The following is a 21,980-nucleotide window of genomic DNA, read 5'->3' as shown; positions in this document are numbered from 1 at the left end:
GCGTAGCCGGTCAGCCCGCGATGGCTCGAAGCCGTTGCGGTAGCGAGTGTTTCGACTTTTGCGGGCCTAGCACCGCCGCACCGTAATCCCTGGTCAGCAACTGCCGCGCCACCGCGTTGACCTCGTCGAGGGTGACCGATTCGATCTGGGTCAGGGTGCGTTCGATGCTGCGGTGTTCGCCGTAGTTCAGTTCGCTGCGGCCGATTCGGTGCATCCGCGAAGCCGAGTCCTCAAGCCCCAGCACCAGCCCGCCGCGCAACGAACCCTTCGCGATCCGGCATTCGTTCTCGGTGATGCCGTCGCGCGCAACGCTTTCGAGCACGTCGGTGGTCAAGCGGACCACCTCGTCGAACCGCTCGGGCTGACAACCCGCATAGACCGACAGTGCGCCGCTGTCGGAGAAGGTGTCGACGGTCGAGTACACCGAGTACGCCAGTCCCCTGCTCTCCCGAATCTGTTGGAACAGACGCGAACTCAGGCCACCACCGAGCGCGGTGTTGAGCACCGATAGAGCCCACCGATGCTTCCAGTGCCGCCCGGGGGTTCGCACGCCGAGCGAGACGTGCATCTGTTCCCCGTCGCGGTCCATGACCTCCAACGTCGGCCGTCCGGACAGGCGACCCGACCCCTTGCGCGGTGCGATGGCGTTGCGCCCCGAGACGAGTCGCTTGCCGAAGTGCTCGTGGGCCAAGGCGACAACTTCGTCGTGGTCGATGTTGCCCGCGACCGCCAGCACCATGCGATCGGGCGTGTAGCGCCGCATGTGAAACGAATGCAACTGCGCGCGCGTCATCGCCGAGATCGACTCGACGCTGCCGATGACGGGCCGGCCGACGGGGTGATCGCCGAACATGGCCGACAGGAACACATCTCCCAGCGTGTCCTCGGGATCGTCGTCGCGCATGGCGATCTCTTCGAGGACGACGTCGCGCTCGACCTCGACGTCGTCGGCTGCGCAGCGGCCCCGCAGCACGACGTCGGCGACCAGATCGACGGCCAGTTCCAGATCGGTGTCGAGCACGTGCGCGTAATAGCACGTGTGCTCTCTGGCGGTGAAGGCGTTCAGCTCACCGCCGACAGCGTCGACGGCTTGGGCTATTTCGACGGCGGTACGGGTCGGAGTGGCCTTGAACAACAGGTGTTCGAGGAAATGCGCTGCGCCCGCGACACTTCGGCCTTCGTCGCGCGAACCGACCCCGACCCATACTCCGACCGATGCCGAATGCACCGACGGGATGTACTCGGTGACCACTCGCAGTCCGCCGGGCAACGTGGTCCGGCGGACGTGCGAGGTCTCCAGCGGCGTATCAGGCTTCGGCGGGCGCAACATCGGTGGACGCGGAAGTGTCCGCCGAATCCCCAGCTTTGTCGGACTGCTCCGCTTGCTCCTCATCGACGAGCACCAGCGAGATCTTGCCGCGGTTGTCGATGTCGGCGATCTCGACGCGGAGCTTGTCGCCGACCTTCACCACATCTTCGACCTTGGCAATGCGCTTGCCGCGGCCCAACTTCGAGATGTGGACGAGGCCGTCGCGACCCGGCAGCAGCGACACGAACGCACCGAAGTCGGTGGTCTTGACCACGGTCCCGAGGAACCGCTCGCCGATCTTGGGCAGCTGCGGGTTGGCGATCGCGTTGATCTTGTCGATCGCGGCCTGCGCCGAAAGCCCGTCGGCGGCACCGACGAACACCGTGCCGTCGTCCTCGATCGAGATCTGCGCGCCGGTCTCCTCGGTGATCGAGTTGATCATCTTGCCCTTGGGCCCGATGACCTCGCCGATCTTGTCGACCGGCACCTTGATCGTGGTGATCCGCGGCGCGTACGGGCTCATCTCGTCCGGCCGGTCGATGGCCTCGGCCATCACGTCGAGGATGGTCAGCCGGGCGTCCTTGGCCTGCGACAGCGCGCCGGCCAGCACCTGCGACGGGATGCCGTCGAGCTTGGTGTCCAGCTGCAGGGCGGTGACGAAGTCCTTGGTGCCCGCGACCTTGAAGTCCATGTCGCCGAACGCGTCCTCGGCGCCGAGGATGTCGGTCAGCGCCACGAAGCGACGCTCGGTCTTGCCATCGACTTCGATGTCGTCGGACACGAGGCCCATGGCGATGCCGGCCACCGGAGCCTTGAGCGGCACACCGGCGTTCAGCAGGGCCAGCGTCGAGGCACACACCGAGCCCATCGACGTCGAACCGTTGGAGCCCAGCGCCTCCGACACCTGGCGGATCGCGTAGGGGAACTCCTCGACGCTCGGCAACACCGGGACCAGGGCACGCTCGGCGAGGGCGCCGTGGCCGATCTCGCGGCGCTTGGGCGAACCGACCCGGCCGGTCTCACCGGTCGAGTACGGCGGGAAGTTGTAGTGGTGCATGTAGCGCTTGGTGTTCTCGGGCCCGAGCGAGTCGATCTGCTGGGCCATCTTGATCATGTCGAGCGTCGTGACACCGAGGATCTGGGTCTCGCCGCGCTCGAACAGCGCGCTGCCGTGTGCCCGCGGAATCACCGCGACCTCGGCCGAAAGCGCCCGGATGTCGGTGATGCCACGCCCGTCGATACGGAAGTGATCGGTCAGGATGCGCTGGCGCACAAGCTTTTTGGTGAGCGACCGGAACGCCGCGCCGATTTCCTTCTCGCGGCCCGCGTACTGCTCGGCCAGGCGCTCGAGCACCTCGACCTTGATCTCGTCGGTGCGGTCGTTGCGCTCGGTCTTGCCCGCGATGGTCAGCGCCTGCGACAGCGCGTCGGTGGCCACCGAGGACACCGCGTAATAGACATCGTCGGCGTAGTCCGGGAACACCGGGAAGTCACCGGTCTCCTTCGCGGCCGCGTCGGCGAGCTCCTGCTGCGCGGCGCACAGCACCTTGATGAACGGCTTGGCGGCCTCGAGGCCCTCGGCCACGACGGCCTCGGTCGGTGCCTGGGCACCACCCGACACCAGTTCGATGACGTTCTCGGTGGCCTCGGCCTCGACCATCATGATCGCGACATCGCCGTCTTCGAGCACGCGGCCGGCCACGACCATGTCGAACACGGCCCGCTCGAGCTGCTCGACGGTCGGGAACCCGACCCACTGACCGTCGATCAGGGCGACACGGGTGCCGCCGACCGGACCGGAGAACGGCAGACCGGCGAGCTGGGTGGACGCCGACGCGGCGTTGATGGCCAGCACGTCGTAGAGATCCTTGGGATCCAGGCTCAGGACGGTGACGACGACCTGGATCTCGTTGCGCAGGCCGTCGACGAACGACGGACGCAGCGGCCGGTCGATGAGGCGGCAGGTCAGGATCGCGTCGGTGGACGGGCGGCCCTCGCGCCGGAAGAACGAGCCGGGGATGCGGCCCGCGGCGTACATGCGCTCCTCGACATCGACCGTCAACGGGAAGAAGTCGAAGTGGTCCTTGGGGTTCTTGCTGGCGGACGTCGCGCTCAGCAGCATGGTTTCGTCGTCGAGGTAGGCGACGGCGGAGCCGGCGGCCTGCTGGGCGAGTCGCCCGGTCTCGAAACGGATGGTGCGGGTGCCGTAGCTCCCGTTGTCGATGACAGCGGTGGCTTCGAACACACCTTCATCAAGTTCAACTACAGACATCTAGTCCGTGGCCTCTTTCGAATTCATTCAACTGTTTCGCGTCGTCACGCTCAGATGTGCCACGGGTCTGGATTCGGCTACGGCCGTCGATCGAAGCGGCCGGACATGTCCCGATGGGAACTCCCGGCAGCCACTACCGAAGACCGCCCGATCAGACGGGCCCTGACGTGACTCGCAGGAGCAGCGCCCGCGGATCGCGGGTACCGCACCTCGTGTCCGACCAGCCAGAAAGTATTCGTAGTGGGCTCTCGAACAGATTTCGGCCATCGAACGCCCTCATGTTACACGGCAGCAATCCCGTGAACGCCAATCCGGCCCTGCTCAGGCCCGGTCAGCGGACATCTTCCACGCACACGGTGAACTGCCGTTCGTCGTAGGCGTAGCCCACCCCGCTGGCACATTGATCGACGTTCGACACGCCTTGCAGGATCTCGGTGGCCCGCTGCCGATGCGGCGCAGTGGAATCCGAGCAATCCACCCGGTACGGGTCGGTGTCGTTCTCCGGGTCGATGTTCATGCACCCGCCGACGATCCAGTCGATGTCCATGCAGACCGTCTCGGATTCGTCGCTGAACGGACTCGTCATCGAATAGTAGGAATCGACGTCCATGGGGCACTGGTCACTGTCGGTGACCGTCGAGACCACCTTGTAGTTGGACTGCTCACTACCACACACGGCTTCGGAAGCTTCCGGACGGTCGTACGTGCCGCCGATCTTGAGGCAGTCCCCCGCCTGCATGTCCGCGGCAGCCGCGGACGAACACCCTGTCAAAAACCCGATCGCGAGTATCGCGGCCGCCCCCATCACGGCCGCGGGCAGGGATGCCACTTAAGGCCGCGTCAGCGACGCAGCCCGAGGCGCTCGATGAGCGAGCGGTAGCGCTCGACATCGACCTGAGCGACGTACTTCAGCAGCCGGCGCCGACGGCCGACCAGCAGCAGCAGACCGCGCCGCGAGTGGTGGTCGTGCTTGTGCACCTTGAGGTGCTCGGTGAGATCCGAGATCCGCTTGGTCAGCAGGGCGACCTGCGCCTCGGGCGACCCGGTGTCGGTCTCGTGCAGGCCGTAGCTGCCCAGGATTTCTTTCTTCTGCTCGGCTGTAAGCGCCACGAAGCAACTCCATCAAATAGGTCCCGCGAACATATTCTCGGCACAGCCACCGCGGACTGCAGCATGCGCCGGATCGGCGAGAAGTCTAGCAGTTGACCGCGGCGAGCCGAGAATCGTGCTCAGTGCGCAGCGAGAATCGTGCGGGCCCGGTCGGTGTCGGCCTCCATCGCCACGACCAGATCCTTGACCGCGTCGAACTTCTCCTGCCCCCGGATGCGCGCGACGAAATCGACCGCGACGTGCTGGCCGTACAGGTCGGCGTTGGTGTCGAGGACGAACGCCTCGACCGTGCGGGTACGGCCCGAGAACGTCGGGTTGGTACCCACCGACACCGCCGCCTGATACCGCTCGCCAGGAATCACCGTGCCCATCACCGGACCGTGCCCGAGCACGGTGAACCAGGCCGCGTACACACCGTCGGCCGGGATCGCCGAATACATGGGCGGAGCCACGTTGGCCGTCGGGAATCCGAGCACCCGGCCCCGGCCGTCGCCGCGCACGACGACGCCCTCGACGCGATGTGGACGGCCCAGCGCCTCGGCGGCCGCGACCACGTCGCCGGCATCCACGCACGACCGGATGTACGTCGACGAGAAGGTGACCGTCTCGTCGCGGTGGTGTTCGGCGACCAGGCTCATGCCCTCGACCGCGAATCCGAACCGCTCACCCGCCTTGCGCAGCATCGTGACGTTGCCGGCCGCCTTCTTTCCGAACGTGAAGTTCTCCCCCACCACGACCTCGACCACATGCAGGTTCTCCACGAGCAGCTCATGGATGTAGCGCTCGGGGGTGAGCTTCATGAAGTCCGAGGTGAACGGCATCACGAGGAACACGTCGACGCCCAGCTCCTCGACCAACTCGGCCCTGCGAGTCAGGGTGGTCAACTGAGCCGGGTGACTGCCCGGGAACACCACTTCCATCGGATGGGGGTCGAAGGTCATCAGAACCACGGGTACCCCGCGCGATCGGCCCGCCTTCACCGCGTGACTGATCAGCTCGGCGTGTCCGCGGTGAACACCGTCGAACACCCCAATGGTGACAACACACCTGCCCCAGTCCGTGGGGATCTCGTCCTGCCCACGCCAGCGCTGCACAGCAGCTAGCCTACGGCCCGGCCGCGCCGTGGTCTGCTCCAGATCACCAAGTCAGGTGACGATTGCCTAAACTTCCTTACTGTGAGTCCAGACGGTAACCATCGCGACCTCTCGACGGTTGCCCAGGACTATCTGAAAGTCATCTGGACAGCCCAGGAATGGTCGCGCGAGAAAGTCAGCACCAAACTGCTGGCCGAGCGGATCGGCGTGTCGGCTTCGACCGCGTCGGAGTCCATCCGCAAGCTCGCCGACCAGGGGCTGGTGCACCACGAGAAATACGGTGCGGTGACCCTGACCGAAGAGGGCAGGCGGGCCGCGTTGGCAATGGTGCGTCGCCACCGCCTGATGGAGACCTTCCTCGTCCAGGAGCTGGGCTACGGCTGGGACGAGGTGCACGACGAGGCCGAGATCCTCGAACACGCGGTGTCCGACCGCATGCTCGACCGGATCGACGCGAAACTGGGCCACCCCACTCGCGACCCGCACGGTGACCCCATCCCGGCCGCCGACGGGCAGGTGCCGACGCCGCCGGCCCGCCAGCTTTCCGTGTGCCAGGACGGCGAGGCCGGGACGGTGGCCCGCATCTCCGACGCCGACCCGGAAATGCTGCGCTACTTCGACAGCGTGGGCATCAGCCTCGATTCGCGGCTGCGGGTGCTGGCCCGGCGCGATTTCGCCGGCATGATCTCGGTCGCGGTCGAATCCCCGACGGGTTCGGGCGATCCCGACACCACCGTCGACCTGGGCAGCCCCGCCGCAGAGGCCATCTGGGTCGTCGCCAGCTAGCTCTCGAAGATCTGCGATCACGGCGATTCTTAGTCGTGCCCTGATCGCGTTCGCCGACAATGATGACCTCTTTGTGACTGTCACATTGCACTGGTTTCTGCCCACCTACGGCGACAGCCGGTTCATCGTCGGCGGCGGCCACGGCACGCCGGCCGGAGCCGCCCACAGCGACCGCGATGCCAGCATCGACTACCTGGCCTCGATCGTCCGCGCTGCCGAGACGTTTGGCTTCACCGGCGCACTCATTCCGACGGGGGCGTGGTGCGAGGACGCGTTCATCACCGCATCGCTGCTGGCCCGCGAGACCACGTCGCTGGCTTTCCTGGTGGCGTTCCGGCCCGGCCTGGTCAGCCCGACGCTTTCGGCGCAGATGGCCGCGACGTTCGCGCGGCACGCACCCGGCCGGATCCTGCTCAACGTCGTGGTCGGCGGCGAGGCACACGAGCAGCGCTCCTTCGGCGACCACCTCGACAAGGACGCCCGCTACGCGCGCTGCGATGAATTCCTCGACGTGGTGCGGCGACTGTGGGCGGGTGAGACCGTGACCCACCGCGGTCAGTACATCGACGTCGAAGAGGCATCGCTCGCCTTGCCGCCGAACCCGGTGCCGCCCTTGTACTTCGGTGGCAGCTCCACGGCGGCCGGGCCCGTTGCGGCCCGGCATTCCGACGTATACCTGACGTGGGGCGAGCCACCGGAGGCCGTGCGCGAGAAGATCGACTGGATCCGGGCACTCGGCGAGGAGCAGGGGCGCAAGCTGCGGTTCGGCATCCGGTTGCACACCATCTCCCGCGACACCTCCGAGGAGGCGTGGGCTCAGGCCGACCGGCTCGTGGCGGCCCTCGACGAGGACACCGTGCGCAACGCCCAGCAGGGTCTAGCACGCAGCCAGTCCGAGGGCCAGCGGCGCATGCTCGCCCTGCACGAGGCCAACCGGCGCAACGGCACCTGGAGCGACGCCCGCAGCCTGGAGATCGCGCCCAACCTGTGGTCCGGCGTGGGCCTGGTACGCGGCGGCGCCGGAACCGCACTGGTGGGTAGTCACACCGAGGTGGCCGACCGGATCGCCGAATACGCCGCGATCGGGATCGACGAGTTCATCTTCTCGGGCTATCCCCACCTGGAGGAGTTGTTCTGGTTCGGCGAAGGCGTCGTCCCGATCCTGCGCAAGCGCGGCCTGTTCGACAACGGGGCGCGCAGTGCGGCGCCCGCGTCGATTCCGTTCGTCGGCGCGGCGCGATGACCGAGCTCGCGAGCGCCGCCCGAATCACCTCCGCCGATGACGCTCTGGCGACCGCCGCGCGGTTGTCGGCGGCCTTCGCGGACGGTGCGAGCGCACGTGACGCCGACCGGGTGCTGCCCCACGAGCAGGTGCACGCGCTGAAGGAATCCGGGCTCCTGGCATTGACGGTGCCCGCCGAATACGGCGGGCCCGACGTCGGGGCCACCGTCCTCGCGGAAGTCATCAGGCTGTTCGCCCACGGTGATCCGTCGCTCGGGCAGATCCCGCATTCGCATTTCACGTTCCTCGAGGCGTTGCGGCTGCAGGGCACCGATGCGCAACAGGCGTTCTTCTACGGGCTGGTGCTCGACGGCGCACTGTTCGCGAACGCACAGTCCGAACGCGGTCCGCACCCGACCGACGTCGACACCACGACCCTGGTGGCGTCCGGTGACGGGTACGTCCTCAACGGCCGCAAGTTCTATTCGACGGGTGCGCTGTTCGCCGACTGGCTGATCGTCCGCGCATCGCTGTCCGACGGCTCGGGCGCGATACCGACGGCTTCGACGCCCAAGGCCATCGTGTTCGTGCCGCGTGATGCGGTGGGCCTGACCGTGATCGACGACTGGGACGGAATGGGGCAGCGGACGACGGCGTCCGGCAGCGTCACGCTGGACGGTGTGCGGGTTCCCGCCGAGCACGTCGTGGATTTCACGCCGATCTTCGCGCGGCCCACGGTCTACGGCGCACGGGCGCAGTTGCTGCACGCCGCGATCGACGTCGGCATCGCGACGGCTGCCCTCGACGAAGGAGTTCGTCAGGCCGTCAAGGCCCGGCCGCATTTCGAGGCCAAGGTGTCCGATGCCGCCGATGACCCGACCTTGGTCCAGGTGGCCGGCGAACTGGCGGTCACGGTGCGGGGCGCGCAGGCGTTGTTGGCCGAGGCGGCTCGCCAAGTGGACGCCGCGCGTGCCGATCTCACCGAGGACACCGCGGCGGCCGCCTCGATCGCGGTCGCGATCGCCAAGGTGTCGGCCGTGCGTGCGTCACTGGACGCGTCGACCAAGCTGTTCGAATTCGGCGGCACCCGCAGCGCATCGGCCGGCGGGAACCTGGCGCGCTACTGGCGCGACGCCCGCACTCACACGTTGCACGATCCGACCCGCTGGAAGCTGCGCCACATCGGGCGCTACACGTTGTCGGGAACGAATCCGCCGCGCCACGGCCAAATCTGAAACGCGCCTAGAGCAACCGACTTACAGCGTCGCGGGACGCAGTACCACGACGTTCTTGGTGCGGGCCGAACCGTCCTGTAGCAGCGCGATGACCTGACCGTCGGGTGCGGTGGCGGCGTACACGCCGTCGATGCCCGCCGGTTTCAGCGCCCGACCGTGCCGGGTGTCCTCGGCCTCGTCCGCGGTGAGGTCGCGGCGCGGAAACCCGAGCAAGCAAGCCTCGTCGAGCGAATAGCTGAGCCGCGCCCGCTCGGCAAGCCCCTCGAGCGTGCGAGCCTCGTCCAGGCCGTACCGGCCGACCTTGGTGCGCCGCAGGGCGGTCAGGTGCCCGCCGACGCCAAGGGCCGCACCGGCGTCGCGGGCCAGCGCCCGGATGTAGGTGCCCGACGAACAGTCCACTTCGACGTCGACATCGACGAACTCGCCCTCGCGCCGGACGGCGAGCACCTCGAAGCGGTCGATGCGCACCGGGCGCGCGGCCAGCTCGACGGCCTGCCCCTCGCGGGCCAGCTTGTAGGCGCGCTGCCCGCCGACCTTGATGGCACTCACGGCCGAGGGCACCTGCGCGATGTCGCCACGCAGCGCGGCCACCGCGGACTCGATCTGCGCGTCGGTGACTGCGGCGGCCGAAACATCTTCGACCACTTCGCCTTCGGCGTCTTCGGTCGTGGTGGTGCGGCCGAACCGGATCGTCGCGGCGTACGACTTATCGGTGGCGGTCAACAGGCCGAGGATCTTGGTGGCCCGTTCGATGCCGATCACCAGCACGCCGGTCGCCATCGGATCCAGGGTGCCGGCATGCCCGACCTTGCGGGTGCCGAACAGTCGCCTGCACCGGCCGACCACGTCGTGGCTCGTCATGCCGGCGGGTTTGTCGACGATGACCAGCCCCGCTTCGGGAACCGCCGTCACAGCACGATCGCCGTCAGCGTCACGCCGTCGCGCACCGACCAACGGCCGTCGAGCGCGGTCAGTGGCGGGCCGTGCTCGGCGGCCGGATCGATCAAAATCTGGGAGCGAAACCGGCCCGCGGTACCCGAATCGTCCACCGCAAAGGTGATGTGGGCATCCTCGAAACCGAGCCAGCGGTGTGTGAGCGGGTACCATGCCTTGTACGTTGCCTCTTTGGCGCAGAACAGAATTCGGTCCCAATGCAGATCGCCGGGCATGGTACTCAGCTCGGTGCGCTCGACCGGCAGGGTGATCGCGCCGAGCACGCCGTCGGGCAGCACATCGTGGGGTTCGGCGTCGATTCCGATCGACCGGACGTCACCCGCACGGCCGACGACCGCACCGCGGAATCCCTTGCAGTGCGTGAGGCTGCCGACGACACCGTCCGGCCAGCACGGTTCGCCCTTGTCGCCCTTGAGGATCGGGACCGGACCGATGCCCAACTCCCCCAGTGCCTGGCGTGCGCAGTACCGCACCGTGACGAATTCGTTGCGCCGCTTGGCAACCGAACGCGCGACGAGCGGCTCTTCCTCCGGTAGCGGGGCCAGGCCGGGTGGGTCGTCGTACAGCTCTGCCGACGCCACCGTGTCCGAGCCGTCCGGCAGCACCTGCGCCAACAGCATTCCCGTCATGCGCGCCGCGCCTTGATCCGGTCCTGCATCGCCTTGGCGTTGGCCCGCATCTCGGGCGTGATCTCGAAGTGTCCACCGAACTCGTTCAGATACCCGGGCGCGTACTTGGGATCGGGAAGGATCTGGCGCAGCCACCGATACGGCTTGCGGCGCCGCCATTCTCGCGGATAGCCGACCGACACCTCTTCGAAGCGGACGTCGTCGTACCACGTGGTGCGCGGTATGTGCAGGTGGCCGTACACCGAACAGATCGCGTTGTAGCGCGTGTGCCAGTCGGCGGTCGCGGTCGTGCCGCACCACAACGAGAACTCGGGATAGAACATCGCGTCGCATGGTTCGCGCACGAGGGGGAAATGATTGACCAGTACGGTCGGCGTCATCCAGTCCAGGTCCTCGAGCCGCTTGCGCGTCTGAGTGACCCGATCGCGGCACCAGGCGTCGCGCGTGGCGTACGGCTCGCACGACAGCAGGAACTCGTCGGTCCCGACGACGTTGCGCTCCCTGGCGATGGCAAGCCCCTCGGCCTTGGTCGACGCACCCTCCGGCAGGAAGCTGTAGTCGTAGAGCAGGAACATCGGCACGATCGTGGCCGGACCGCCCTGTTCGGTCCACACCGGGAACGGGTGCTCGGGCGTGATGACACCCATCTGGTCGCACATGTCGACCAGATAGTCGTAGCGCGCGCGCCCGAAGATCTGCATCGGGTCCTTGTTGGTGGTCCACAGTTCGTGGTTTCCCGGCACCCAGATGACCTTGGCGAACCGCTTGCGCAGCAGGTCGAGCGCCCAGCGGATCTCGTCGGTGCGCTCACCGACATCGCCCGCGACGATCAGCCAGTCGTCCGGCGAGGCCGGATACAGCGACTCCGTGACCGGCTTGTTGCCGGTGTGTCCGGTATGCAGGTCGCTGATCGCCCACAGCACCGGCTGCCGGTCCCGCGACTCCTGGTCCGTCACCACAGTTGCACCACCACAACCGACCAGCCTAACTGCGCACCGCGCGGCGAAGGCCCTCGCAACTAGAACATGTTCTCGTTTATGGTCGAGTGGGCTGTGGCTGACCGCTACACTCCCCGCAAGCCGGGGACGAATATTCACCGAGTCTGCTAGGGGGTGTGATGGCCGCCAGGTTGCGCCTGCTGTCGGCTTTGTCTGCGCTGGTTGCGGCGGTGATCCTGGTATGCCAGACCGGGCCGTCGGCGGGCTCGCAGGGCGGGGTCCTGCAGCTGGAGTCGACCGACCTGCCGATGACCAACGTGTCGACGACCATCAAATGGCCGGTGATCGAGACCACAGACCCGTCCCCGTTCGATCCGTGCCGCGACATCCCGCTCGACGCCGTCCAGCGAATCGGCCTGGCGTTCACGCCGCCGACCCCGGAGGACAGCCTGCGCTGCAAGTACGACGCGGGCAACTACCAGATGGCCGTCGAGGCGTTCGTGTGGCGCACCTACGAGGCGACGATCCCGCCCGACGCGCTCGAGCTCGACATCGACGGACATCGCGCCGCGCAGTACTGGATCATGAAGCCCACCGACTGGAACGACCGCTGGTGGATCACCTGCATGGTGGCGTTCAAGACCAGCTACGGCGTCATCCAGCAGTCGCTCTTCTACTCGCCGATCTACTCCGAGCCCGATCCCGACTGCCTGCAGGTCAACCTGCAGCGCGCCCACGAGCTCGCGCCGTACTACAAGTTCTGATCCGTAATCTGGTGCGGTGACCAGATTCCGCAGGTTCACCGGCCAGACCATCAGCCGTCTGCTGGGGCTTCCGCCCCACGAAACCGGCCACACCGTCGAGCACGGACTGCGGGTCCCGATGCGTGACGGCGTCGAACTGATCGCCGACCACTACGCGCCCGACACCGACCGGCAGGCGGGCACCTTGCTGGTGCGCGGACCGTACGGCCGCCGGTTCCCGTTCTCCACGCTGTTCGCCGAGGTGTATGCCGCGCGCGGCTACCACGTGGTGTTGCAGAGCGTGCGTGGGACGTTCGGCTCGGGTGGTGAGTTCACGCCGATGGTCCACGAGATGGACGACGGCGCCGACACGGTCGACTGGCTGCGCGTACAGCCGTGGTTCACGGGCTCCTTCGCGACCGTCGGGATCTCCTACCTCGGCTTCACGCAGTGGGCGTTGCTGGCCGATCCCCCACCGGAGATGAAGGCGGCCGTCATCACGGTCGGCCCGCACGACTTCAGCCAGTCGGCGTGGGGCACCGGCTCGTTCACCCTCAACGATTTCCTCGGTTGGAGCGCGATGGTCGCCCGCCAGGAGGAGCCCGGCCTGCTCGCGGCCCTCACGAGGGAACTACGTGGGCCCCGTGAACTTGCGCGCGCGGCCAGTGGCCTGCCCATGGGTGCGGCCGGGCGGCAGCTGCTCGGCAGCGGCGCGCCGTGGTTCGAATCGTGGCTCGAGCATCCCGAACGCGACGACCCGTTCTGGAAACTGCTGAGATTCGACGAGGCGCTGGAGCACGTCGATGTGCCGATCCTGCTGCTGAGCGGGTGGCAGGACCTGTTCTTGGACCAGACGCTGGAGCAGTACACCCAGTTGCACCGGCGCGGCGTGCCCGTCGCGCTGACGGTCGGGTCGTGGACGCACGGGCAGTTGATGACCAAGGGCGCGCCGACCGTGCTGGCCGAGTCACTAGACTGGCTCGGCACGCACCTGGCCGGGCGCCCGAGCTCGCGGCGCAGCCCGGTCCGGATCCACGTCAACGGGGACGGCTGGGTCGAGCTACCCGAGTGGCCTCCCGTCATGCCGGAGCGGCAACTGTTCCTGCAGCCCACCGGGCGGCTCACCGACACGCCGCCCGCACCCACCGGGCCGCCGTCGTCGTTCACCTATCACCCGGCGCGCCCGACTCCGGCCGTCGGCGGCCGCCAGCTGGCCCGGCAGGGCGGCTACCGGGACGACACGTCGCTCGCGCAGCGCAGCGATGTGGTGACGTTCACCGGGGACCCGTTACCGGCCGATCTGTATGTCGTGGGCACGCCGGTCGTCGAACTCGCCCACAGCTGCGACAACCCAAACAACGACGTGTTCGTCCGGGTCAGCGAGGTCGACGCCAAGGGCCGCTCCCGCAACGTCACCGACGCGTTCCGCAGACGCACGGAGCAGTCCGGGACGATACGGCTCGAACTCGACGCCGTGGCACACCGTTTCGCGGCGGGCTCGCGGATCCGCCTCCTGGTGGCGGGTGGCTCGCACCCCCAGTTCGCCCGCAATCTCGGCACCGGTGAGCCCCAGATCTCGGGCTCACGACTGGCCCGGGCCCGCCACACCGTGCATCACGGGGACGGCGGGGTCTCGCGTCTGCTGTTGCCCGCCGGTCCGCAGCCGCCGTCAGCCGACTGAGGTGCGCACGCGCTCGGCGATGTCCGCCAGTGTCGCGTCGTCGTGCACGGGTGTCCCCCACTCGGCCTGAACCGGAAGCTCGACCCAGCTCTTGCATCCCGCGTAGTCGGGGGTGCGGATCAGCCGGACCGGCGCGATGAGCGGGCTCACCTGCACCACGAGCACCGTGAGCCGGTGTTTGGGGCGGAAATCCAGCCGGTCGGCCCGCACGGATTCCGCCGTCCAGATATGCAGACCGGCCAGTTCATCGACCGCATCCGGCCGGTTGACCTCAACGGCGCCAACCACTTTCGCGCCGGCCCGTATCGTCACCGCATCCTCGGTGCTGTCACAGGCCGCGGCGGCGAGCAGATCGGCGTGCTCGGGCCGCACCCGCTCGGCATGGCTGTGCGCGATCGTCGGGAAGAACACGAATCGGGACGCGTTGACCTCGAATCGCTTCTCATGGATGCCGCCCTTGCGCAGCAGCACGGTCTGGCGCCCGTCGAGCAGCGCGTGTACGGCCGCGCTCCACTCCTTGAGCGCGGTCTGCGTGCCCGCTGGTGCGGTCACTTCGCCGCGAGCCGCGCGCGGACCTCTGGACGACGCAGCGGTGGGATGGTCTTGGGCGGTTGACGCCGCGGCGCCAGACCGTCCAGCAGGCGCGTCGTGGTGGCGGTGACCTCGGCGACCGCGGCTTCGAACGCCTCGATGTTCGCTCCGGTCGGCCTCGTGATGCCGCTGACCTTGCGGACGTATTGACGCGCGGCGGCTTCGATTTCTTCAGCGGTGGCGGCGGGTTCGAGCCCGCGTAGCTCGGTGATGTTCCGGCACATACCCCCACGATAGGTTGACCTCATGACCGACACGCTGCTCATCGACACCACCGACCGGGTCCGCACCCTGACGCTCAACCGGCCGCAGTCCCGCAACGCGCTCTCGGCGGAGCTGCGCACCGCCTTCTACGGCGCGCTGCGCGACGCGCAGGCCGACGATGACGTCGACGTCGTCATCGTCACGGGCGCCGACCCGGTGTTCTGCGCGGGGCTGGATCTCAAGGAACTGGGCGACACCACCGAGCTGCCCGACATCTCCCCGAAGTGGCCGGCGATGACCAAACCCGTGATCGGCGCCATCAACGGTGCCGCGGTCACCGGAGGCCTTGAGCTCGCCCTGTACTGCGACATCCTGATCGCCTCGGAGCAGGCGCGGTTCGCCGACACCCATGCCCGCGTGGGGCTGCTGCCGACCTGGGGCCTGAGCGTGCGGCTGCCGCAGAAGGTCGGCGTCGGCCTGGCCCGGCGGATGAGCCTGACCGGCGACTACCTCTCGGCCGCGGACGCGCTGCGCGCCGGTCTCGTCACCGAGGTCGTCGCGCACGACGAGCTGCTGCCCGCCGCACGCCGTGTCGCGGCGGCGATCGTCGGCAACAACCAGGCCGCGGTTCGTGCCCTGCTCGGGTCCTATCACCGCATCGACGAATCCCAGACGAACCAGGGCCTGTGGATCGAGGCCGCCTCGGCCCGCGAGTGGATGGCGACGGCGACCGGCGACGACATCGCGGCCAATCGCGCGGCCGTGATCGACCGGGGCCGCGCGCAGGTGCGCTGACCGGTTTGACGGTGGACTGACGACCGCAGAAATCAGTGGACGCGGCGTGCTGCGGCGGGAATCCTGTGGCACGTGGACGATCCCGTCGCATGGCCTTCGCTGTCCGATCAAATCGACATCGCCACGTCGCTGTTCGGCGAGCGCGGCGTCCGAATGGTGGGTGCCTGGCTCGCCGAACAGACGGCGCGGATCGACGACCTCCAGTTCGCCCGCACGTTCTCCGACCACATCACCTTGCCGGGGATCCGGCCTGCCGATTACGCGCATCGCCATCTGCGCACGGGTCGCGGCGATCTGATCGGCGGCATCCGGTTCTACTGCCGTGATCTCGCGCGGCCATTCGTCGAAGTGGTGGCGCACAGCTTCGATGACGTTGCGGCACTGGCTGATTGCGTACGAGCGGAATGGACGGCGTTCGTGCCTGGCTATCTGCGGTTGCGGGCGCGGCCGGGCCGTATCACCGGGCCCGGTGTGGTGCTCGACGTCAGCATCCACGCCGCCCGCCACCGTGACATGACGGCGTGCGACGGCCGGGTCCGGTTGCATCCGTTCACCGACGCGCAGCAGGCCGCCGATCTCGTCAGCCACCGCTACGAGCACCTCGCGGACGCCCAGCCCGCGTTGGCGCACAACATCACCCCCGCCGATCCGGCCGACATACGACAGTGGCACGAGGACGGACGGTTACGTGCCATCGAAGTGCGCGACGAGATCGTCGGAGCCATCGCCATCGTGCCCGGCGCGGTCGGCTGGCTGGACGGCGACGTGATCAACGAAGAAGTCATCAGCGCGGAGCACTGCGGCCACGGCTACGCGGTGTCGGCCCAAACGGCCTGGGCCGCATACGTTGCCACCGACCGCAGCCAGATGCTTGTCGGAACCATCGACCGCCACAATCCGGCCTCGCGCAGAACCGCCGAGCGGGCCGGGCGGCCACGCGTGCTCGACGACGTCTTCGTCGCTCTACCTGGCCGCGTAAAAGCGCACTGACGCATGCGGGTATGTTGAATTCGATTGCGCCTAGGGTTCCGCCGGCCGTCCGCCCGGTATCGACAATCAGGACGGTTCGGGACTGGACCGAGCGGCGCCAGGACATCGGTCCGCAGCTGACGGGATAAAAGCCTGGAGGCTTCCTTAACCCGCGCCCCGCCATGGGGCCGACCCAAGGGAGCCGTTGGTGTCCGCACCGATCATGCTTGCAGTGCTCGCGTCCGCCCTCATGCACGCGGTGTGGAACTCACTGGCCCACGCAATACCCGACCGCCTCGTCGGATTCGCACTGATCGGGCTGGTCGACGCGGTGGGCGGTGCGGTACTCGCCGCCATCGGCGGCCTTCCGCCCGCCGGGGCCTGGCCCTTCATCATCGCCTCGGCGCTCGCACACGTGGTCTACAACGTGCTGTTGCTGGCGAGCTATCAACTCGGCGAGTTCAGCCAGATGTATCCGCTGGCACGCGGAACCTCACCCTGGTTGGTGGCGGTGATCGCCATGGTGTTTCTGGGTCGCGAGATGCCCATCACCGAGTTGATCGGCGTGCTGACCATCTCGGCCGGCCTGATCGGCCTGGTATTCCTCGGTGGCCGGCCGAATCGCAAGGACCTGCCCGCGCTGGGCGCCGCGTTGCTCACCGGCGTGACGATCGCCGGCTACACCGTGATTGACGGTGTGGGCGTGCAGCATTCACCACTGTTCGCGTACGCCGGCTGGATGTTTCTGCTGCAGGGCCCGCCGCTGGCGATCCTTGCCGCGGTACGTCGCGGCCCACGGCTCGCCGGCGCCGTACGGGAGTGCGCGGTGCCCGGATTGGCCGGCGGGACCATCTCGCTCGCCGCGTACACGATTGTGCTGGCCGCGCAGACCAGCGGCGCACTCGCGCCGATCGCCGCACTGCGCGAGACCAGCATCGTGTTCGGTGCGTTGATCGGCTCGGTCTTTCTCGGTGAGAAGCTCGGCGCGCGGCGGGCCATCGCGGCCGGTGTGGTGCTTGCCGGAGTCCTGCTGATCAGCCTGCCGTGAGCGCGGGAGCCACGAGCTCGCGAAACCGCTGCTTCATGGTTTCGATGACGGCCGAACCTGCTGTCGCCCAGATCTTTTCGTTGAAGATCTCGACCTCGACATCACCCTGGTAGCCGGCATCGCGGACGAGCGCGGTGATCGCCGCGAAATCGATCACGCCGTCACCCATCATCCCGCGTGACACCAGCGGATCGGGCATCATCGGCACGAGCCAGTCACACACCTGGTAGGAGCTGATCCGGTCCTGCGCACCGGCGGCCGCGATTCCGGCCGCCAACTCGGGATCCCACCACACGTGGAACGTGTCGACGACGACTCCGACCGCGGCGGGCGGATACGGCGCCGCCATCGCGAGCGCCTGACCGAGCGTGGAGATCACCGCACGGTCCGCACAGAACACCGGGTGCAGGGGTTCCAGTGCGAGCCGGACGTCGTGTTCGACGGCGTAGGGCACCAATTCGTCGAGCCGGTCGGCCACCCGCCGCCTTGCCGCAACCAGGTCACGGTCGGGGATGCCACCCACCACGAGCACCAGCTCGCGGGTCCCGAGGGTGGCCGCCTCTTCGATCGCTCGACGGTTGTCGTCGAGCGCGGCCGCCCCGTCCACACCGGTCAGGAAGCCGCCGCGGCACAGGCTGGATACCCGAAGCCCGTTGTCGCGCACCAGTTTCGCGGCAGTGTCCAGGCCGGCCTCGGCCACGCGGTCCCGCCACAGTCCGATGGCTTCCAAACCTGCTGCGGCACTGGCCTCGACCGCCTCGCGCAGCGTGAACGCCTTGGTGGTCATGGTGTTCAGCGACAGCCTGCCGTTGGCATCGGGACTCATGCCCGCACTCCGTTCAGTTCCAGGATGGTCTGCATCCGGTGCGCAGCCAGCGCCGGGTCGGTGAGCAGACCCGCCCGGTCGGCCAACGCGAAGAGTCGGGCCAGGTGCCCGACCGATCGCCCGCTCGCCAAGCCGCCGACCATCGCGAATCCGGGCTGATGACCGTTGAGCCACGACAGGAATGCGATCCCGGTCTTGTAGTAGTAGGTGGGCGCGGCGAAGATGTGGCGTCCCAGCGCGCGGGTCGACTCCAGGATCTCACCTGCGCCTTCGACGTCGCCCGCGTCGAGTTCCTGCAGTGCGGTCGAGGCGGCCGGGTAGATCGCGGCGAAGATGCCCAAGAGCGCGTCGGAATGCCCTTGTTCGTCGCCGACGATCAACTCCGGGTAGTTGAAGTCGTCACCGGTGTAGAGGCGCACCCCGGGCGGCAGGGCACGGCGCAGGGCGATCTCGTGATCGGCGTCCAGGAGCGAGACCTTGACGCCATCCACCTTGTCGGCGTTGGACCCGATGAGATCGAGGAACGTTCTTGTAGCGGTGGAGATCTCGTTCGACCCCCAGTATCCGCGCAGTGCAGGGTCGAACATGTCGCCGAGCCAATGCAGGATCACCGGCTGATCGGCAGCCGACAACACCGCGTCGTACACCGTCACATAGTCGGCGGGTGACTGCGCGACGCAGGCCAACGCTCGTGACGCCATCAGGATCACCTGAGCCCCGGCGTCGCGCACGACATCGACCTGCTCGCGATAGGCGTCGATGATCGTCGCGAGCCCGCTCGAACCCGACGGAATGTCGTCGAGCACAAGCTGATCGGTTCCCGCCCCGCATGCGAGCCGACCACCCACCGCGGCCGCTTCCCGGCCGCTGCGACGAATCAGCTCGCGGGTGGCAGCCCAGTCCAGGCCCATCCCGCGCTGAGCGGTGTCCATCGCGTCGGCGACGCCGAGACCGTACGACCACAATTCATGGCGGTAGGCCATCGTGGCATCCCAGTCGAGGTCGGCCGGGGCGCCGGGGGTGTTGTCGGCCAGTGTTCGGGGCACCACATGCGCTGCGGCATAGGCGATCCGCGACGTGATCGGCTGTTCGGGCCGCCGCCACCGGCCCGGCTCGCCGAGCTCGACGCGGCGCATCTCGCCGTCGAGCGGCAGCGTGACGGTGATACCGGTTTGAGTTGCGGTCACAGCACGATCTCCGGCACCTCGATGCGCCTGCCCTCGGCCGAGCTCTGTAGTCCCAACGCGGCCAACTGCACACCACGCGCCGCCGACAGCAGACCGTAGCGGTGCGGCCGGCCGGCGAGCAGGTCGCGCAGATACTCTTCCCACTGCAACTTGAAACCGTTGTCGAGGTCGGCGTTGGCCGGTACGTCCAGCCACTGGTCCCGGAACGGCTCGGTGGCGGGAAGGTCGGGATTCCACACCGGTTTCGGGGTGTGGGACCGATGCTGGGCGACGCAGCGGCGCAGGCCCGCGACGGCCGACCCGTGGGTGCCGTCGACCTGGAACTCGACCAACTCGTCGCGGTGCACTCGCACCGCCCAGGACGAATTGATCTGCGCGACAATGCCGCCCGCCAGCTCGAAGATGCCGTACGCGGCGTCGTCGGCGGTGGCCTGGTACGGCTGATGGGCTTCGTCCCACCGGGTCGGGATGTGGGTCACGGCCTTGGCCGTCACCGCCTCGACCTTGCCGAGGATGCCCTCCATCACGTAGTTCCAATGGCAGAACATGTCGACGGTGATGCCGCCGCCGTCCTCGGCGCGATAGTTCCAGCTCGGGCGTTGCGCGGGCTGGCCGTCGCCCTCGAACACCCAGTAGCCGAACTCGCCGCGCATCGACAGGATGCGGCCGAAGAATCCCTCGTCGACGAGGCGACGCAATTTGACGAGCCCCGGCAGGTACAGCTTGTCGTGCACCACCCCGGCCGTGATCCCGGCGTTCTCGGCCATCCGGGCCAGTTCGACCGCCTCGGTCAGCGTTTCGGCGGTGGGCTTCTCGGTGTACACGTGCTTGCCGGCCTTGATGGCGGCGGTCAGCGCCTCGACGCGCCGCGAGGTCACCTGCGCGTCGAAGTACACGTCGACGGTCGGATCGGCGATCACCGAGCCGAAGTCGGTGGTCCAGTGCTCGATGCCGTGTTCGGCCGCCATGTCGGCGAGCTTGTCGGCATTGCGCCCGACCAGGATCGGCTCGACCGCTACGCGGCTGCCATCGTCGAGGGTCAGTCCGGAATCACGCAACGGCAGGATGGACCGGACCAGGTGCTGGCGGTAACCCATGCGGCCGGTGACGCCGTTCATGGCGATGCGCAGAGTGCGGCGTGCTGTGGTTGTACTCATCGAGTGATGCCTTATCTGATACGCCGGCGAGAACCGGCAAGCGCGGTCGATTGACCTGCATCGCGCTGCGACTCCGATCGGGAGTCAGCGATGTCAGCACTTCGGAATGCGCTTTCCACGGTAAGCTCATGCGACGATCCGGTCAACCCCAACGAGGCGGGAGCACAGATGGCAGCAGTGACACTGCAGGACGTGGCCGCCCGTGCGGGCGTATCGCAGGCGACCGCGTCGCGCGTGCTCAACGGTTCGAGCCGGGTACCGGGTGTCGGCGTCGCCGATCGCGTGCGCGCGGCCGCCCGCGAACTCGGATATGTGCCGAATGCGCAGGCCCAGGCTTTGGCGCGGGCGTCGACCGGCCTGCTCGGGTTGATCGTGCACGACATCGCCGACCCGTATTTCTCATCGATCGCCCGTGGCGTCCAGACCGCGGCCCGAACGGCTCGCAAGCAGGTGTTGCTGGCGAGCACCGACCGCGACTTCGACATCGAACGCGAATCGGTGAGTACATTCATCGCCCACCGCGCCGACGCGATCGTGCTGGCCGGATCCCGCCAGAGCGGCGATCTCGACCGCGACCTGGAGGCCGAGTTCGGGCGCTACCGCGCCAACGGCGGTCGCGTTGTCGTGATCGGTCAGCCGCTGGCGTTCGGCGGTGCCGTCGAACCCGAAAACTACTTCGCCTCAGCGGAATTGGCCGACACCCTGATAGCGGAGGGCCACACCCAGTTCGCGGTGATCGGCGGCCCAGGCAGCATCCGCACCGGCGTCGACCGCCGCAACGGATTCGTCGAGGCACTCGGCCGTCGCGGCCTGACGCCGCTCGTGGAGGTGTCGGGCGAGTTCACCCGCGACGGCGGCTACTCGGCGGCCCGCCGGCTGGCCGGGGCGTTGCAGATCAGCCCGGGTGCACAAGCCGAGCCGGTGTGCGTATTCGCCGTCACCGACGTGATGGCGATCGGCGCGATCGCGGCGTGGCGCGAGCTCGGGCTGTCGGTGCCCGCCGACATCGGCATCGCCGGGTTCGACGACATCCCGACACTGCGGGATTACACGCCGAGCTTGACGACCGTCGTCCTGCCGCTCGAGGAGATCGGCAGGCGCGCCGTCGAACTCGCGCTGCGCACCGACACCGACTGCGATGACCTGCGCGAACGGATACCCGGGCGGGTGATCCTGCGCGACAGCACGCGGCTGTCCTGACCCGCCGAACGGGCCGCAAAGCACAACGCC

Annotated in this window: 22 protein-coding genes; 9 read left to right on the top strand and 13 right to left on the bottom strand. The window is 68.0% G+C overall.

The window, feature by feature from the left end; translation table 11 throughout:
• Positions 1-10: 10 nt before the first annotated feature.
• The 5 genes from AWC31_RS29980 to AWC31_RS29960 all read right to left on the bottom strand — a co-directional run bounded on the left by AWC31_RS29980 (position 11) and on the right by AWC31_RS29960 (position 5,785).
• The gene (locus AWC31_RS29980; protein ID WP_067852562.1) at positions 11-1,330 is read right to left on the bottom strand and encodes a M16 family metallopeptidase; all 1,320 of its coding nucleotides are present in this window, start codon (positions 1,328-1,330) and stop codon (positions 11-13) included.
• On the bottom strand, positions 1,308-3,581 hold the full coding sequence (locus AWC31_RS29975; RefSeq protein WP_067852560.1) for a polyribonucleotide nucleotidyltransferase: 2,274 nt from the start codon (positions 3,579-3,581) through the stop codon (positions 1,308-1,310). The genes AWC31_RS29980 and AWC31_RS29975 overlap by 23 nt, the downstream gene beginning before the upstream one ends.
• Before the next feature lie 331 nt (positions 3,582-3,912).
• A complete protein-coding gene (lppU, locus tag AWC31_RS29970) occupies positions 3,913-4,410 on the bottom strand; it encodes an LppU family putative lipoprotein (protein ID WP_234817044.1) in 498 nt (165 codons plus the stop codon).
• Positions 4,411-4,421: 11 nt separating this feature from the next.
• The gene (gene rpsO / locus AWC31_RS29965) at positions 4,422-4,691 is read right to left on the bottom strand and encodes a 30S ribosomal protein S15 (protein WP_036437013.1); all 270 of its coding nucleotides are present in this window, start codon (positions 4,689-4,691) and stop codon (positions 4,422-4,424) included.
• 119 nt (positions 4,692-4,810) lie between these two features.
• Complete coding sequence (locus tag AWC31_RS29960; RefSeq protein ID WP_067852556.1) at positions 4,811-5,785, bottom strand: bifunctional riboflavin kinase/FAD synthetase; 975 nt, start codon at positions 5,783-5,785, stop codon at positions 4,811-4,813.
• An 81-nt stretch (positions 5,786-5,866) separates the two neighbouring features.
• Here AWC31_RS29960 and mntR point away from each other — a divergent pair, with 81 nt between their 5' ends.
• The 3 genes from mntR to AWC31_RS29945 all read left to right on the top strand — a co-directional run bounded on the left by mntR (position 5,867) and on the right by AWC31_RS29945 (position 9,028).
• Positions 5,867-6,571, top strand: coding sequence for a manganese-binding transcriptional regulator MntR (gene mntR, locus AWC31_RS29955; RefSeq protein WP_085148180.1), 705 nt, complete (start codon positions 5,867-5,869; stop codon positions 6,569-6,571).
• A gap of 73 nt (positions 6,572-6,644) precedes the next feature.
• On the top strand, positions 6,645-7,814 hold the full coding sequence (locus AWC31_RS29950; protein WP_085148177.1) for an LLM class flavin-dependent oxidoreductase: 1,170 nt from the start codon (positions 6,645-6,647) through the stop codon (positions 7,812-7,814).
• The gene (locus tag AWC31_RS29945; RefSeq protein WP_085148174.1) at positions 7,811-9,028 is read left to right on the top strand and encodes an SfnB family sulfur acquisition oxidoreductase; all 1,218 of its coding nucleotides are present in this window, start codon (positions 7,811-7,813) and stop codon (positions 9,026-9,028) included. The genes AWC31_RS29950 and AWC31_RS29945 overlap by 4 nt, the downstream gene beginning before the upstream one ends.
• A 21-nt stretch (positions 9,029-9,049) precedes the next feature.
• Here the strand turns inward: AWC31_RS29945 and truB are convergent, their stop codons facing one another.
• From truB to AWC31_RS29930, 3 genes are read right to left on the bottom strand one after another with little or no spacing between them, the layout of a single operon-like run.
• Positions 9,050-9,940 carry a tRNA pseudouridine(55) synthase TruB gene (gene truB / locus AWC31_RS29940; protein WP_165766073.1) on the bottom strand — a complete coding sequence of 297 codons (891 nt, stop codon included), beginning with the start codon at positions 9,938-9,940 and terminating at the stop codon, positions 9,050-9,052.
• Positions 9,937-10,611, bottom strand: coding sequence for a 4'-phosphopantetheinyl transferase PptT (gene pptT / locus AWC31_RS29935; RefSeq protein WP_085148168.1), 675 nt, complete (start codon positions 10,609-10,611; stop codon positions 9,937-9,939). The genes truB and pptT overlap by 4 nt, the downstream gene beginning before the upstream one ends.
• On the bottom strand, positions 10,608-11,570 hold the full coding sequence (locus AWC31_RS29930) for an ACP phosphodiesterase PptH (RefSeq protein WP_085148165.1): 963 nt from the start codon (positions 11,568-11,570) through the stop codon (positions 10,608-10,610). Before AWC31_RS29930 ends, pptT begins: the two co-directional genes overlap by 4 nt.
• Before the next feature lie 158 nt (positions 11,571-11,728).
• Here AWC31_RS29930 and AWC31_RS29925 point away from each other — a divergent pair, with 158 nt between their 5' ends.
• Both AWC31_RS29925 and AWC31_RS29920 read left to right on the top strand, forming a co-directional pair.
• Positions 11,729-12,313, top strand: coding sequence for a DUF3558 domain-containing protein (locus tag AWC31_RS29925; protein WP_085148162.1), 585 nt, complete (start codon positions 11,729-11,731; stop codon positions 12,311-12,313).
• A gap of 16 nt (positions 12,314-12,329) precedes the next feature.
• Positions 12,330-13,973 carry a CocE/NonD family hydrolase gene (locus AWC31_RS29920; protein ID WP_085148160.1) on the top strand — a complete coding sequence of 548 codons (1,644 nt, stop codon included), beginning with the start codon at positions 12,330-12,332 and terminating at the stop codon, positions 13,971-13,973.
• Here AWC31_RS29920 and AWC31_RS29915 read toward each other — a convergent pair.
• A complete protein-coding gene (locus AWC31_RS29915; protein WP_085148158.1) occupies positions 13,962-14,525 on the bottom strand; it encodes a DUF1802 family protein in 564 nt (187 codons plus the stop codon). The two genes, AWC31_RS29920 and AWC31_RS29915, sit on opposite strands and share 12 nt — an antisense overlap.
• A complete protein-coding gene (locus AWC31_RS29910) occupies positions 14,522-14,788 on the bottom strand; it encodes a DUF2277 domain-containing protein (RefSeq protein ID WP_085148155.1) in 267 nt (88 codons plus the stop codon). Before AWC31_RS29910 ends, AWC31_RS29915 begins: the two co-directional genes overlap by 4 nt.
• 22 nt (positions 14,789-14,810) lie before the next feature.
• Between AWC31_RS29910 and AWC31_RS29905 the strand changes: the two genes are divergently transcribed.
• From AWC31_RS29905 to AWC31_RS29895, 3 genes are all read left to right on the top strand, one after another.
• Positions 14,811-15,563 carry an enoyl-CoA hydratase gene (locus tag AWC31_RS29905; protein ID WP_085148152.1) on the top strand — a complete coding sequence of 251 codons (753 nt, stop codon included), beginning with the start codon at positions 14,811-14,813 and terminating at the stop codon, positions 15,561-15,563.
• 72 nt (positions 15,564-15,635) lie between these two features.
• Positions 15,636-16,553: a GNAT family N-acetyltransferase gene (locus AWC31_RS29900; protein WP_085148149.1), complete on the top strand. Its 918-nt coding sequence runs from the start codon at positions 15,636-15,638 to the stop codon at positions 16,551-16,553.
• A 187-nt stretch (positions 16,554-16,740) separates the two neighbouring features.
• Positions 16,741-17,580 (top strand): EamA family transporter, encoded by an 840-nt coding sequence (locus AWC31_RS29895; protein WP_234817043.1) that lies wholly within the window; start codon positions 16,741-16,743, stop codon positions 17,578-17,580.
• Here the strand turns inward: AWC31_RS29895 and AWC31_RS29890 are convergent.
• Genes AWC31_RS29890 through AWC31_RS29880 form a run of 3 tightly spaced genes read right to left on the bottom strand, consistent with a single transcriptional unit; the run spans position 17,567 to position 20,750 of the window.
• Complete coding sequence (locus AWC31_RS29890) at positions 17,567-18,406, bottom strand: sugar phosphate isomerase/epimerase family protein (protein ID WP_085148146.1); 840 nt, start codon at positions 18,404-18,406, stop codon at positions 17,567-17,569. The two genes, AWC31_RS29895 and AWC31_RS29890, sit on opposite strands and share 14 nt — an antisense overlap.
• Positions 18,403-19,593 carry a dihydrodipicolinate synthase family protein gene (locus AWC31_RS29885; protein WP_085148143.1) on the bottom strand — a complete coding sequence of 397 codons (1,191 nt, stop codon included), beginning with the start codon at positions 19,591-19,593 and terminating at the stop codon, positions 18,403-18,405. The genes AWC31_RS29890 and AWC31_RS29885 overlap by 4 nt, the downstream gene beginning before the upstream one ends.
• A complete protein-coding gene (locus tag AWC31_RS29880; protein ID WP_067852511.1) occupies positions 19,590-20,750 on the bottom strand; it encodes a Gfo/Idh/MocA family protein in 1,161 nt (386 codons plus the stop codon). Before AWC31_RS29880 ends, AWC31_RS29885 begins: the two co-directional genes overlap by 4 nt.
• A gap of 168 nt (positions 20,751-20,918) precedes the next feature.
• On the opposite strand from AWC31_RS29880, the gene AWC31_RS29875 reads away from it, so the two are divergent.
• Positions 20,919-21,950, top strand: coding sequence for a LacI family DNA-binding transcriptional regulator (locus AWC31_RS29875; protein ID WP_085148140.1), 1,032 nt, complete (start codon positions 20,919-20,921; stop codon positions 21,948-21,950).
• Positions 21,951-21,980 lie beyond the last annotated feature (30 nt).

The organism is Mycolicibacterium wolinskyi (genome assembly GCF_002101965.1).
Taxonomy (GTDB): Bacteria; Actinomycetota; Actinomycetes; order Mycobacteriales; family Mycobacteriaceae; genus Mycobacterium; species Mycobacterium wolinskyi.
This window is presented reverse-complemented; position numbering and strand designations above follow the sequence as displayed.

What these genes read in the sequence shown, in the direction of transcription:
- AWC31_RS29980 (WP_067852562.1), bottom strand. Translation starts at nt 1,330, where the DNA reads ATGTTGCGCCCGCCGAAGCCTGATACGCCGCTGGAGACCTCGCACGTC.
- AWC31_RS29975 (WP_067852560.1), bottom strand. Translation starts at nt 3,581, where the DNA reads ATGTCTGTAGTTGAACTTGATGAAGGTGTGTTCGAAGCCACCGCTGTC.
- AWC31_RS29945 (WP_085148174.1), top strand. Translation starts at nt 7,811, where the DNA reads ATGACCGAGCTCGCGAGCGCCGCCCGAATCACCTCCGCCGATGACGCT.
- pptT (WP_085148168.1), bottom strand. Translation starts at nt 10,611, where the DNA reads ATGACGGGAATGCTGTTGGCGCAGGTGCTGCCGGACGGCTCGGACACG.
- AWC31_RS29925 (WP_085148162.1), top strand. Translation starts at nt 11,729, where the DNA reads ATGGCCGCCAGGTTGCGCCTGCTGTCGGCTTTGTCTGCGCTGGTTGCG.
- AWC31_RS29910 (WP_085148155.1), bottom strand. Translation starts at nt 14,788, where the DNA reads ATGTGCCGGAACATCACCGAGCTACGCGGGCTCGAACCCGCCGCCACC.
- AWC31_RS29905 (WP_085148152.1), top strand. Translation starts at nt 14,811, where the DNA reads ATGACCGACACGCTGCTCATCGACACCACCGACCGGGTCCGCACCCTG.
- AWC31_RS29890 (WP_085148146.1), bottom strand. Translation starts at nt 18,406, where the DNA reads ATGAGTCCCGATGCCAACGGCAGGCTGTCGCTGAACACCATGACCACC.
- AWC31_RS29880 (WP_067852511.1), bottom strand. Translation starts at nt 20,750, where the DNA reads ATGAGTACAACCACAGCACGCCGCACTCTGCGCATCGCCATGAACGGC.
- AWC31_RS29875 (WP_085148140.1), top strand. Translation starts at nt 20,919, where the DNA reads ATGGCAGCAGTGACACTGCAGGACGTGGCCGCCCGTGCGGGCGTATCG.